Origin of the sequence: Streptomyces sp. CA2R106 (assembly GCF_037034245.1) — a bacterium.
Classification (GTDB): Bacteria; Actinomycetota; Actinomycetes; order Streptomycetales; family Streptomycetaceae; genus Actinacidiphila.
Map to the genome: position 1 here is coordinate 60731 of NZ_JBAGKC010000018.1, position 12785 is coordinate 73515.

Here is a 12785-nt window from a genome sequence, read left to right on the forward strand (position 1 = left end):
GTCGCACCGTGGACAAGCCGCTGAAAACGCCGCCGCCCTACCCGATCGCGAGCGTGGACCACGCGCTGCGGGCGGCGGCCATCTTGCAGATGGAGGGCGGGGCGACCGTCTCGCAGATCGCCGAGCGGCTGGGGGTCGCCCGGTCGACCGCGCACCGGGTGCTGGCGATGCTGGTCTACCGGGACTTCGCCGTGCACGGCGAGGACCGCGTCTACCGCGCCGGGCCGGTGCTGGAGCTGGCCGCGCACTCGCAGTCCCTGGTGTCGCGGCTGCGCGCGGCGGCCCTGCCCCATCTGCACCGGGTGGTCGACCTCGTGGACGAGACCGCGAACCTGATCGTGCGCACCGGGGACACCGCGCGATTCATCGCCAGCGTGGAGTGCCGGCAGGCGCTGCGGGCCGGCTCCCGGGAGGGCATGGTCTTCCCGGCCCACCGCACGACGGCGGGGCTGCTGCTGCTCGCCGAGCTCACCGCCGAGGAGCTGGACGAGGTGTACGCCGCCGAGCGCTACCGCGACCGGCCGGCCGAGCGCCCCGACCTCGCCCGGCTGCGGGCGGAGCTGCGGCGCCTGCGCCGCAACGGCTTCGCGGTCAACAAGGAGCGCTCGGAACGCGGCCTGGTCGCCATCGGCGTGCTGGTCCGCGACCGGGACGGCACCGCGCTCGGCGGCCTGTCGGTGTCGATGCCCAGCGTGCGCTACGACACGGGCCGCCTCCAGTCCCTGGTCGCGGCGCTGGAGGCCTCGGCGCGCGCGCTGGAACGGGACTTGGCACGGGACCTGGGCCGGGACCCGGCACGAGACACGGCGCGGGACCTGCCGGACCGCTGAGCACCCCGGCTCGCGCGACATGGCGATCATTTCCACGACATGGCATCCATTGACCATAATTTGTGACCAGATTATTGACGCGACGTAAAGCGAGTGTCATTCTCCACGGCAACAACCAGGGAGAACCAGCCATGACGCTCAACAACGGGACGACGACGTCCCACGGCCCCACCGCGGGGGCCGCCCGGATGCCGGGCTACGCGGGAACACTGGCCGCCGCCTGCGGCGCGGTGTTCGTGGCGCAGGTCGCGAACGCGCTGCCGGCCTCGCTGAACGGGCTCCTGCAAGCCGACCTCGATACCCACGGCTCCCAACTCACCTGGGTGACCTCCGCGTTCATGGTCACCGTGGTCTGCTTCGAGTTCACCTTCGGTGTCCTCGGCGACCTCTTCGGCCGGCGGCGGCTCGTCGTGGCCGGCACGCTCCTGGTCGCCGCCGGCAGCACCGTGGCCGCGCTCGCGCCGACCGTCCAGGTGCTGTGGGTCGGCGCCGCCCTGAACGGTCTGGGCGCCGGCGCGATGTTCCCCGGCTCGCTGACCGCGATCACCGCCGTCACCCGCACCCCGCGGGAGCGGTCGCACGCGGTCGCGGTGTGGAGCGGCTTCCTGTCCGCGGGCGCCGCGCTGTCCCCGCTGCTCGGCGGCATGTTCGCCGAACTCGGCTCCTGGCGCGGCTCGTTCTGGGTGCTGGTCGGGCTCGCCCTGGTCAGCGCCGTGCTCACGCTGGCGCTGTCCGCGGAGTCCAAAGCCCCCGAGGGCCGCCGGTTCGACGTACCCGGCCAGATCACCTTCGCCCTCGGCCTGATCCTGGTGCTCTACGGCGCCGTCGAGGGCCCCGAGTCGGGCTGGAGCACACTCCCGGTGGTGCTCGCCTTCGTCGTCGGCGCGTGCTTCCTCGCGGTGTTCGTACGGGTGGAGCTGCGGGCCGAGGCCCCGATCCTGGACCTGTCGCTGTTCCGCAACCGGGCCTTCACCGTGTCGGCCGTCGCCGCCGTCATCGGCATGCTCGCCTTCCTCGGCGCCTGCTTCGCGACGAGCATGTGGCTGGGCCCCGTGCAGCACCAGGACCCGATCCGGGTCGCCCTGCCCTTCCTCGCCCTCCAGGGGCCCGCGTTCGTGCTCATCCCGGTCGTCTCCCGGCTGCTGCACCGCGTCGCGGCGTCCTGGCTGCTCACCTCGGGATTCGTGCTGATGGCGGCGGGCTGCCTGCTGTGCGCCCGGCTCGACGTCGAGAACCCGCACCTGGGCGCGTTCGCCGCCCCGGCGCTGCTGATCGGGGTCGGCTTCGCCCTCACCGTCAGCTCGGTGACGGCCGTGGCGCTGGACAGCGTGCCGCCGCGGCTGGCGGGGATGGCCAGCGCCACCACCAACATGCTGCGCGACCTCGGGTTCGCCCTGGGCCCCGTCGTGGTCGGCGCGGTCGCGCTGAGCCACGCGGGCTCGGCGTTCGCGGCGCACCTGGCCGGCGGCGGCCTGCCGGCCGGCCAACTCGCCGCCGCGCGCGGCGTCGCCGCGGCGGGCGGCCCCATCGCCGTGGACAGCCTGCCGCCCGGGGCGCCGGGCGCCGCCGCGCACGGCCTGGCCCTGGACGCCCTGGGCAGCGGCTTCAGCACCGCCTTCCTGGTGTGCGGCGTGGCCGCCGCCGTCGCCGCGGCCCTCACCGCGTTCGGCATGATCGGGCAGAGCGCCCACCGTCCCTCCCAGAGCGGCGAACCCGCCGCCCTCCCGGGTGCGAGCGCCGGCGGTACGGCCGAACCGGCCCCCGCCGTCCCGCACCCCTGACGTCCCGCGCCCCTGACGTCCGGCACTCCGGCGAAGGGGCAGGCGCGGGCGCGGCCATCCGGGGTCCGGCACGGCCGCGTCGCGGGCCACACCGCGTGGAATACCGGGAAACGGCCGCTTGCCGCGATACCTGTCGTACGACTGGTGTCCCGGACCGCCCCACCTTCTGAGGGAGCCGACCATGCGTGCCGCCGTAGCCACCGAAGTGAACGCCCCGCTCACCCGCACCGAACGGGACGTCCCCACGCCCGGCCCCGGCGAGGTCCTCGTCAAGGTGTCCGCCTGCGGGGTCTGCTACTCCGACCTCGGCCTCGTGCAGGGCCACTACCCCTTCGCCCGCTTCCCCGTCATCCCCGGGCACGAGATCACCGGCACCGTCGTCGGCCTCGGCGAGGGCGTCAGCTGGCCGGAGGTGGGCACCGCGGTCGGCGCCCAGTTCCTCTACGACTCCTGCGGCCACTGCGACTACTGCGCCCGCGGGGACCAGATCCTCTGCCCCGCCAAGCGCGTCACCGGCATCGTCGTCGACGGCGGCTACGCCGAGTACGTCCTGCTCAAGGCCGGTTACGTCACCCCGCTGCCGGCCGGCCTCGACCCCGTCACCGCCGCCCCGCTGATGTGCGCGGGCCTGACCGCCTTCAACGGGCTGCGCCAGGGCGGCGCCAGGGCCGGCTCCCGGGTGGCCGTCATCGGCACCGGCGGCATCGGCGCCCTCGCCATCCGCTACGCCGTCGCGATGGGCGCCCGCGTGGCGGTGGTCGGCCGCTCCGCCCGCGGCGCCGAGGAGGCCCGGGCGCTGGGCGCGGAACTCCACATCGCCGCCTCCGACACCGACCCCGGCCCGGCCCTGAAGTCCTGGGCCGGGGGCGCCGACGTCATCCTCAACGCCAGCCCGTCCACCGAGGCGGCCGCCGCCACCCTCGGCGGGCTCGCCCCCGACGGCACCCTCCTGCTGTGCGGCTACGGGCCCGAACCGCTGGTGCTGCCCACCCAGCCCATGGTGCTCAGCCGGCTCCACGTCGCGGCCAGCCCGTCCGGCTCCCCGCACGACCTGCGCGACACCCTCGCCTTCTCCGCCGCCCACGGCATCCTGCCGGCCGTCACGCCCATCACCCTCGACGAGGCCCCCGCCGCGCTGGACGCGATGGCCGCGGGCACCGCCCACGGCCGCCGCGTCATCGCGTTCGTCTGACCCCCGCGGGGCGGCTACCAGAGCTGCTGGCTGTCGAAGTACCGCCGCCAGAAGTCGAGTTTGGCGGGCGGGGCGACCGGCAGCGGGCCGAAGCGCTCGCCGACCTCCATCACGGTCGGCCGGCTCGGGTCGTAGGCGGGCCAGGCGGGCAGGCCGGGGCCGTTGGGGTCGCCGGTGGCGACGTAGCGGGCGAGGTAGGAGGACATGGTGTCGGCGATGGCCCGGTCCTGGTCGGTCCAACCCTGGTCGGCCGGGTAGAGGGTGCCGAAGAAGTAGGCGATCTCCGAGCCGTGGTAGGCGCCGCGGATATCGTGGTCGGGGCCGGGGGGCCGGTGGGTCCAGAAGTAGGTGTGCACCGGGCGGTGGCTGCCGCGGGTCCACTGGGCCCCCCACAGGTGGGTGGTGCAGCGCGAGCAGTCGCGGACCGCGTCATTGCTGGCCAGGGCCGCCTCGTCGTCGGTCGCGGCCGGGTACAGCCGCAGGAACTCCGGCGCCATCGCACCGTACTTGCGCTGCGCGGAGCTGACGTAGTCGTCGAGGGTGACGTGCACGGGCGGGGCGCCGGGGCGGTCCTGGTAGCCGGTGGCGCGCCAGTAGTCGAACGCGGTCTCCGGTACGGCCCCGGTCTCGTCGAGGTTGTTGCCCGCGAGGTACCACACGTCGTTCTGCGCGCGGCGGGCGTACGTGTCGTGGTAGCCGGCCGGCAGCACCCAGCCGTCGACCACCGGCCGGAACAGCGGCGGTTCGGCCACCGACCGGGTGTCCACGGTGTCGTCCGGGAGCGTCCCGGCGTCGTTGAGGTCCTGCCAGGGCAGGGCGCGCAGCTGCTCCAGGGTGGTCGCGCCGTGGGCGGCGGCGTAGGCGGTGCCCTGCTGCTCGGCCGTCTCCAGCCGCCGGTAGGAGGTGCCGAGGTAGCGCAGGTCCGGGTCGCCGGGGTGGCGGGCGTGGCTCTCGGCGACGGTGCGCCGGAACAGCCCGGCGGCCAGCGGGGACATGGACAGCATGTCGGTGGAGCCGGCGCCCGCGGACTGACCGCCGATGGAGACCTGTTCGGGGTCCCCGCCGAAGGCGGCGATGTTGCGCCGCACCCATTGCAGCGCCGCGATCTGGTCGAGCAGCCCGTAGTTGCCGGAGGCGTGGTGGCCGGACTCGCGGCTGAGTTCGGGCGTGGCGAGGAAGCCGAGGGCGCCCAGCCGGTAGTTGAAGGTCACCACGACCAGGCCCTTGCTCGCCAGGACCGAGCCGTCGAACGCCGGGTCGGAGCCCCGGCCGCCGGAGAAGCCGCCGCCGAAGATCCACACGTACACCGGGCGCCGGCCGTGGCTGCCGGTCGCGGCGGTCCACACGTTGAGGTTCAGGCAGTCCTCGCTCATGGCGAAGCCGGTGCCGGTCTGCGGGGGCGCGTCGCCGAAGGTGTCGGCGGTGCGCACGCCCTGCCAGGACGCGGCCGGCTGGGGCGGGCGCCAGCGGTTGGGCCCCGCGGTGGAGGCCGCGTACGGGATGCCCCGGTAGACGGTGACGCCGGGCAGCGCGGCCGGCACACCGGCGACCAGGCCGGTGTCGATCCTGACCGGTCCGCTCCGAGGCGGCTGGGCCGCGGCGGCCTGTTGGGCCTCCACCCCGCCGACGAGCGCGGCGCCGAGCGCGGCGCCCGCCGTCCGGCCGAGGAAGTCCCGGCGGGGCCACGAGGGATTGCCGGGGTGCGGGCTGTCGCTGTGCGGCATGTTCACGCGGGTCTCCGATCTGGCGGCGGATCGCGGTGCGCCCTGCCCTCGAGGCCCGGACCGCCCCTGGATTGTCGGACAAGACTTCGGGGGAAGGTAACACCACGGAAACGAGCGGACAAGCCTTTTCGCACGTGAAAGCGTTCTCGACCTGACTCCCCCGCCCGCTCCGCCCCCTCGATTGGCCGACGATCAGCGGGTCCGACTCCGACGCCGGACCGGCCTTGGCCCTCCGCGTCGAGGTTGGCCAGGACGCGGGCGGCGATGGCGAAGGCGGCGTTGGCCGCGGGGGCTCCGCAGTGGATCGCCGACTGGAGCGGCACCTCCTGGATCTCCTCGTCGGTGAGTCCGTTGGTACGGGCCGCCCGGACGTGCAGCGCCAGTTCGTCGTGGCGGCCGAGCGCCACCAGGGCGGTGAGCGTCACGCAGCTGCGGGTGCGGCGGGCGGGCGCGCGCCCAGCTACGGCGCCGGGCCTGGGTGCCGGGCCTCGTCGCGTCGCCGCTCGGGTGGCGCCCCGCGATGCTTGTACGTGTTCGCCTGATGAACTAAGGTTCATTCAAATGCCGAGCGCCGCCCCACCCCTTGCGCGCGTCAATGGTTCGCGCGGGAAACGGCGAGGAAGGCGAGGAAGCAGCCATGCCGGACGGCAGCAGCCGTGATGCCTCGGTCGGTCCGCTGGAGCGGGGGCTGCTGGTCCTGCGCGCGCTCAGCCGCGCCCCGGGCGGCCGGCTGCGGGCGAGCGCGCTGGTGCGGGCGACCGGGCTGGCCCGCTCCCCCGTCGACCGGATCACCACGACCCTGCTGCGGCTGGGGTATCTGCGGGAGGCGGGCGGGGAGTTCGCACTGGCCCCTCCGCTGCTGGCCCTGGGCGCGGCCTATCTGCGCGGCAGCGGGGCGCCGGGGGCGTTCGGCCCGCCGGCCCGCGCGCTCGCCGACGCGCTCGACGAGTCCGTGTCGGTCGCCGTGCCCGACGGGACCGGCGTCCGGTTCGTCGTCCAGTACACCCGGCGCCGCGCGCTGTCGGTGAGCTTCCGCGTCGGCGACCTCCTGCCGGCCGAACGGTGCGCGCCCGGCGCGCTGTTCGCCGCGGAGTGGGACGAGGAGCACTTCGCGTCCTGGCGGCTGCGCTCCCCCGGGGACTTCGCCGCGGACTTCCCCGCGCTCCCGCCGGGGGACGCCTCCCGGCCGGCCGAACCCGCGCTGCGGGCGGTCGCCGCGCAGGCCGCGCGCCGCGGCTGGTCGCTGGACGACCAGCTGCTGGAGCCGGGCCTCGTCGCGGTGGCGGTCCCCGTACGGGACGCGTCGGGCGCCACCGCCGCTGCGCTCAGCGTCGTCAGCCACACCAGCCGCCACGGGGTGCGGGAGCTGCGGGACTTCGCCCTGCCGCGGATGCGGGCGACCGCCGAGCGGATGTCGGCCGCGCTGGCCGCGGGCACCGGCGCGCCCGCACCGCGGGCCGGTGCGGACGACCTGACCGCGGCCGCCAAGCGGGACCTGGGCCCGGAGTACCTCCAGTCACTCGCGCGGGGGCTGTCCGTCCTGGCGGCGCTGGGCGGGGAGCCGGGCGGGATGACGCTGTCGGCGGTGGCGCAGAGCACCGGGCTGCCGCGGGCCACCGCCCGCCGCTCGCTGCTGACGCTGGAGAGCCTGGGGTACGTCGCCGCCGACGCGGGCCACTTCCGCCCGCTGCCGCGGGTGCTCGACCTGGGCCACCCGGTGCTGAGCCGGCTCACCCTGGGCGAGATCGCCCAGCCGCACCTGGCCGAACTCGTCGCCCAGGTGGGCGAGTCGGCGTCCACGGCCGTCCTGGACGGCCGCGACATCCGCTACGTCGGCCGGGCCGCGGCCCACCGGGTCATGAGCGTGGCCATCACCCTGGGCACCCGTTTCCCGGCGCACGCCACCTCCATGGGCCGGGTCCTGCTCGCCGGGCTGCCGCCCCGGGAGCGCGCGGCCTGGCTCGGCGCGGCGCCGCTGCCGCGGCTGACCGGCCGCACCGTCACCGACCCCGGCGCGCTGGCGCGGCTGCTGGAGCAGGTGCGGGCGGACGGCTTCGCCATGGTCGAGCAGGAACTCGAGGAAGGGCTGCGGTCGCTCGCGGTGCCCGTCCACGACGCCGAAGGTCGGGTCGTCGCTGCGGCGAACATCTCGATGCACGCCGGCCAGACGTCCGCCGCCCAGGCCCGCGAGGACTTCCTGCCCCGCCTGCGGCAGGCCGCCGACGCGATCTCGGCGGACATCGCCGTCCTCACCGCCGCCCAGGACCTCCCGCCGGCCTGACGTCCGCGCCCCGCCCGGGTCAGGCCGGTCCGCGGGCAGCGGCGCGCACCAGCGCCCGGGCCAGCTCGGTGGCCGCCGGCAGGGTGTCGTGCGGGACCGGCTGGGAGGCGAGGGCCCCTTCGTGCAGCACGAAGAGCTGGGTGGCGAGCGTGGCGGGGTCCGGACAGCCGGCCGCGGCGGCGAGTTCTCCGAACAGGTCCAGCAGCCAGAGCTTCTGGTCCGCGGCGATGCGGTGCGCGGGGTGCGCGGGGTCCGGCAGTTCGGCCAGCGCGTTGATGAACGCGCACCCGCGGGTGTGGGTCCGGCTCCAGGTCCGCAGCGCCTCGAAGGGCGCCGTGACGGCCTCGACGGGGCTCGCCCCGGCGTCAACGGCGGCGTCGACGGCGGCGCGGACGTGCGACCGCCAGCGCCGGTCGCGTTCGGCGAGGTAGGCCGCCACGAGGTGGTCCTTCGAGCCGAACTGGTTGTACAGGGTCCGCTTGGTCACGCCCGAGTGCTCTGCGATCAGGTCCACACCGACCGCGGTGATGCCGCGCCGGTAGAACAGCTCCTCGGCCGCCGCGACGATGCGGCGGCCGGCCGGCGTCATGGTCCGTGCTTCCCGCACCGGGCATCCCTTCACCGATCGGTGTACCGTGGCCGAGGCGCCAAGGTTCACCGATCAGTATACCGAGGAGGAGGTTCAGATGACGGGCGTGCCCGAGACCATGCGCGCGGTGCGGATCACCCGGCACGGAGGGCCGGAGGTCCTGGAGGTGGCGGACGTGGCCGTGCCCGCCCCACCGGACGGCGGGGTCCTGGTCCAGGTCAGCGCGGTGGCGCTGAACAACACCGACCTGTGGACCCGGGAGGGCGCCTACGGCCGCCCGGGAGACCCGGCGGCGCGGTCCGGCTGGCGGGGCCCGCTCGACTTCCCGCGCATCCAGGGCGCCGACGTGGCCGGCCGCGTCGTGGCGGCCGGGGCCGGCGTCGAGGGCGGCCTCGTCGGCCGCCGCGTGGTCGTCGACCCCGCCCTGTACGACGGCGAGGGACCCGATGCGCATCCGGTGGGCCTGATGGGCAGCGAACGCGACGGCGGTTACGCCGCGTACGTGACCGCGCCGGCGGCGCGCGTGCACGACGTGACGTGCTCCCCGCTCACGGACGACCAGCTCGCGGCGCTGCCGACCGCCTACGGCACGGCGCTGGGCATGATCGAGCGGGGCCGGCTGCGGGAAGGGGAGACCGTCCTGGTCTCGGGCGCCTCCGGCGGTGTCGGCCTGGCGGCGGTGCAGCTCGCCCGGGCGCGCGGCGCGCGGGTGCTCGCCGTCAGCAGCGCGGCCAAGATCGCCGCGGTGCGCGAGGCCGGCGCGCACGAGGTCGTCGACCGCGCACACGACGTCGCCGAGCAGGTCCGCGCCGCCGCCCCGGACGGCGTCGACGTCGCACTCGACGTCGTCGCCGGGGAACTGCTGGGTGACGGGCTGCCGCTGCTGCGCGAGGGCGGCCGGTGGGTGGTGGCCGGCGCGCTCGGCGGCTACGGCGTGGCCTTCGACGTGCGCCGCCTCTACCTGCACAACGCGCAGGTGATCGGCTCCGCGATGCACACGCCCGCGCACTTCGGCCTCCTCATGGACCTCGCGCGCACCGGTGAGATCCAGCCGGTCATCGCCGCGGTGTTCCCTCTGGACCAGGCCGCCCGGGCGCAGGCCGAACTCGCCCGCAGGGCGCACGTCGGAAAGATCGTCCTGCACCCGTAGGGCCGGGTGCGGCACCCGGGGGTGCGGGCGGTCCGCGGAGGCGTCGCGCCCGCCGCACGGCCGAGTCGCCGGGCACGTCCTCGACCCGCCCGGACCCCCGAGTACAACCCGGAGCTCCCCGCCAAGGGCGTCACCGCGAAGATGGTCTACGACGCCACCAGGCCGTACGCGCTGCGCGACATGTTCCGGCGCGCGCGGTTCCGCGATGTCGACCCCACCCCCTGGTACCCGGACTACCGCGAACGGTGAGCGCGGCGCGGGCGGTGGGAGCCGGCCGCGGGGGCGGTCAGGTCGAGGTGGAGGGTGGGCGGGGAGGCGGGGTTCTCACGGGAGTTGAGGATGACCGCGAGGCCGGGGGCGTCCTCGGCGAGGGCGAGGGAGAGCGGGCCGGCCGGGGCCGGGGCGACGTGGGCGGTGACGTCGAAGGCCAGAGTGCTCTTGGTCGTGCTGGCGGTGGCGGTGGACAGGGCGGCGCCGAGGGCGGGTTTGGTGTCCCAGGTCAGGGCGGATTCGGTCCAGGCGCTGTCGGCGACGGCGTGGGCGGTCAGCTCGGTGGTGTCGCCGCCGCTGTCGGAGACGTAGCCGTAGGCGGACAGGGTGGCGGCGCCGATCGGGCCGAGGACGGCGGAGGTGTCGAAGGCCAGGTAGGACTGGCGGGTGTAGCCGCTGCCGGTGGCGTTCTTGACCACCAGGGTGGTGGCGCCGCCGTAGCCGGTCGCCGCGTAGGAGCCGTCGCGGACGTAGCCGTCGGCGACGGCGGGCAGCGTCGCGGAGGTGAGGGTGAAGGCGGCCTCGCGGGTGGCGCCGGCCGCGCCGGACAGGTCGACGTCGAGGGTGAGGGCCGGCGACGACCCGGTGACGGTGACGGCGTCGTCGGCGCTCACCAGGTCTCCGCCCCAGACCAGTTGGACCCGCACGGTGGCCGCCGTACGGGAGGGGTCGCTGACGCCCACCAGCAGCCGGCCGCCGCTCTGCCGGGTGATGACGGAGCAGGGCGCGGAGACCGTGATGCCGCCGGCCGAGCCCGCCGCCGCGATGACGCCGTTCGCGCTGTCCCGGACGGCCTGCACGGAGGCGGAGTTGGCCAGCACCGTGACGGTGGGCGCGGCGGCGCGGGCGGCGGTGAGCTCCTTGCCGGCGCCGGGCAGCAGCACATAGGCGTAGGCGGCCGCGGCGGGCGCGGTGCCGTGGGACAGGCACAGCGAGACGTAGCGGCGGGTGAGCGCGTCGGTGGTGCCGGATATCGTGTTGATGTCGCTCCAGGCGCCGGTGCGGGCGGTGCGGGCGGCCTGCACCGTGGCCGTGCCGGGGAAGAGGTAGCCGCCGACGTCCGCCAGGTGCGCCCAGGACACGGCGGTCAGCGTGTCGCTCCAGCCGAGGGTGCCCGGTTGTGCGGTGCCGTCCACGGTGAGGGTGTGGGTGCCGTCCGCGTGCAGGTTGCGGTTCTCCACCGTGGTGACGACCTCGCCGCCGCTGCCCCCGCTGATGCCCGCGCCGAGGCAGGCGACCGCGTCGTCCAGGAAGAACCAGGACTTGCGGGCGGTCAGGGTGGAGCCGTACTGCCGGAAGTCCATGCCCGCGCAGCCGTAGCTGCCCGACAGGCTCGCCCCGCCGACCCAGGTCGCGGCGGGCAGGGTGCCGGTGCCGGCCGCGTCGGCGAGGGCGAGGGTCTCCACGGTGGTGCCGGGCAGCCGGTGCGGGTCGGCGGTCGGCCAGTAGGCGTCGGTGAAGTGGCCGGGGTCGGCGTCCAGGTAGAGGTAGCCCATGCCGTCGCCGGTGTGCCAGCCGTGCAGGTTCTCGCCGTTCATCGACTCGTAGCGGGCGACGCGGGCGGAGGACATCGCCAGCGCGTAGGCCCAGCCGTCGCCGCGGTGCACGGCGCGGTCCATCGCGGGGAACTGGACGTGCCCGGCGGCCTCGGCGGCGGCCGGCACCGACGTGTCGGCGAGGACCGGCTGCGCCAGCGCGAGGGCGGGCACGGACGCGGTGGCGGCGAACGGCGCGTACGCCTCGCCCCGGGTGATCCAGCCCTTCGCCAGGCTCTTGAAGTGGTCGGCCTGCGCGGGGGTCGGGGCCGACGCGGCGGCCCGCAGCACGGACTGGATGACGAGGTTGCCGTCTTGGAAGTCGGTCTCACCCGGGCGGCTGACGGCCCTGCCGCGCACGGCGTCCATGCACAGCCCGTTCCAGATCCACGGCCGGAACGCGATGTCGACCGAGGTGTACACGTGGGCGGACGCCGGGTCGGTGATCGCCCATTCGGAGCCGGCGAGGAGTTGGAAGAGGGCGGCGAGGTCGCGCAGCAGGACCATGCCGTAGGTGCCGGTGTAGGGGATGTCCGTGTGCTGGACGAACGACCCGTCGGCGTACAGCCCGTCGCCGGCGGTGACGTAGGGGAAGACGTCGGACAGGGCGGCGACGGCCGTGGCGAGGCGTTCGCCGCTGCCGCCGAGGATGCCGCGCACGGCGACGACCTGGCACAGGTCCACCCGGTTGGCGCCGGTGGACGTCGAGCGGGTGCTGCCGTACTTGTTGAGGGTCGGGTCGGGTACGAAGTGGTCCACCGCGGCGAGGTAGCCGTCCAGCTGGTCCGCCGACAGCAGGGGGTACACCAGCACGGCGGCGGTGGTCAGCGCTTCGGGTGAACCGACCTCCCACTCCCACCAGTTGCCGGTCTCGGCGGTGCCGGCGTTGTAGACCTGGGTGTGCAGGAAGTCGAGGCCGGCGACGACCGCGGCGCCGAGCGCGGCGCTGCCGTACAGGGCGCGGCCGGTGCCGTCGGTGGCGGTGGTGCCGGGGGTGGCGTACGCCGTCGCCATGGTCGCCAGCTGCTTGTAACTGGCCGTCATGTTGGCGGGGGTGCCGAGGGTCAGGCCCGGCCAGAGGCTGTTCGCGGCGGTGTCGGCGGACTGGGAGTTCCACAGGTCGGTGGCGCCGGCGGACAGGTCCGCCAGGGCGGTGGCGTAGGCGTCGTCGGCGGGGTCGATGGCGCCGCCGGTGGCGATCTCGGCCCACAGGGCGCGCAGGGCGGCGTACGTGTCGTCGTCGGCCGCGGTGGCGGGGGCGGCGCCCGGGCCGAGTTGGAGCGCGCCGGACAGGCCGCCGAGCGCGAGGGCCGCCACCGTGAGGAATCCGCGCCGGCCGAGGTGTCCTGCGGGGGTGTCGTGCATGGTGTGCCTCCAGGGTGAACGGGGGGTTTCCAGGAACGTCGGGCAGGAAGGGCAGGGAGCGCAGGAAG

Annotated in this window: 8 protein-coding genes and 1 pseudogene; 5 read left to right on the forward strand and 4 right to left on the reverse strand. The window is 75.4% G+C overall.

All coding sequences use genetic code 11. The features are described from left to right. Positions 1 to 8: 8 nt before the first annotated feature. From WA788_RS23550 to WA788_RS23560, 3 genes are all read left to right on the forward strand, one after another. On the forward strand, positions 9 to 830 hold the full coding sequence (locus tag WA788_RS23550; protein ID WP_335980519.1) for an IclR family transcriptional regulator: 822 nt from the start codon (positions 9 to 11) through the stop codon (positions 828 to 830). Positions 831 to 961: 131 nt separating this feature from the next. Beyond that, positions 962 to 2611, forward strand: coding sequence for an MFS transporter (locus WA788_RS23555; RefSeq protein ID WP_335980521.1), 1650 nt, complete (start codon positions 962 to 964; stop codon positions 2609 to 2611). A gap of 181 nt (positions 2612 to 2792) precedes the next feature. After that, on the forward strand, positions 2793 to 3803 hold the full coding sequence (locus tag WA788_RS23560) for an alcohol dehydrogenase catalytic domain-containing protein (RefSeq protein WP_335980524.1): 1011 nt from the start codon (positions 2793 to 2795) through the stop codon (positions 3801 to 3803). Between the two features lie 14 nt (positions 3804 to 3817). Here WA788_RS23560 and WA788_RS23565 read toward each other — a convergent pair whose 3' ends face one another. Both WA788_RS23565 and WA788_RS23570 read right to left on the reverse strand, forming a co-directional pair. Next, complete coding sequence (locus tag WA788_RS23565) at positions 3818 to 5527, reverse strand: carboxylesterase/lipase family protein (RefSeq protein WP_335980610.1); 1710 nt, start codon at positions 5525 to 5527, stop codon at positions 3818 to 3820. A gap of 230 nt (positions 5528 to 5757) precedes the next feature. Further along, positions 5758 to 5970 (reverse strand): annotated as a pseudogene (locus WA788_RS23570) (carboxymuconolactone decarboxylase family protein); the annotation flags it as partial. A 194-nt stretch (positions 5971 to 6164) separates the two neighbouring features. Here WA788_RS23570 and WA788_RS23575 point away from each other — a divergent pair. Then, positions 6165 to 7808 carry an IclR family transcriptional regulator domain-containing protein gene (locus WA788_RS23575; RefSeq protein WP_335980526.1) on the forward strand — a complete coding sequence of 548 codons (1644 nt, stop codon included), beginning with the start codon at positions 6165 to 6167 and terminating at the stop codon, positions 7806 to 7808. A gap of 19 nt (positions 7809 to 7827) precedes the next feature. Here the strand turns inward: WA788_RS23575 and WA788_RS23580 are convergent, their stop codons facing one another. Next, positions 7828 to 8397, reverse strand: coding sequence for a TetR/AcrR family transcriptional regulator (locus WA788_RS23580; RefSeq protein ID WP_335980613.1), 570 nt, complete (start codon positions 8395 to 8397; stop codon positions 7828 to 7830). 97 nt (positions 8398 to 8494) lie between these two features. Between WA788_RS23580 and WA788_RS23585 the strand changes: the two genes are divergently transcribed. Then, a complete protein-coding gene (locus tag WA788_RS23585; protein WP_335980527.1) occupies positions 8495 to 9547 on the forward strand; it encodes a zinc-binding dehydrogenase in 1053 nt (350 codons plus the stop codon). A gap of 233 nt (positions 9548 to 9780) precedes the next feature. Here the strand turns inward: WA788_RS23585 and WA788_RS23590 are convergent, their stop codons facing one another. After that, positions 9781 to 12717 (reverse strand): polysaccharide lyase family 8 super-sandwich domain-containing protein, encoded by a 2937-nt coding sequence (locus WA788_RS23590; protein WP_335980531.1) that lies wholly within the window; start codon positions 12715 to 12717, stop codon positions 9781 to 9783. Between the last annotated feature and the right edge of the window lie 68 nt (positions 12718 to 12785).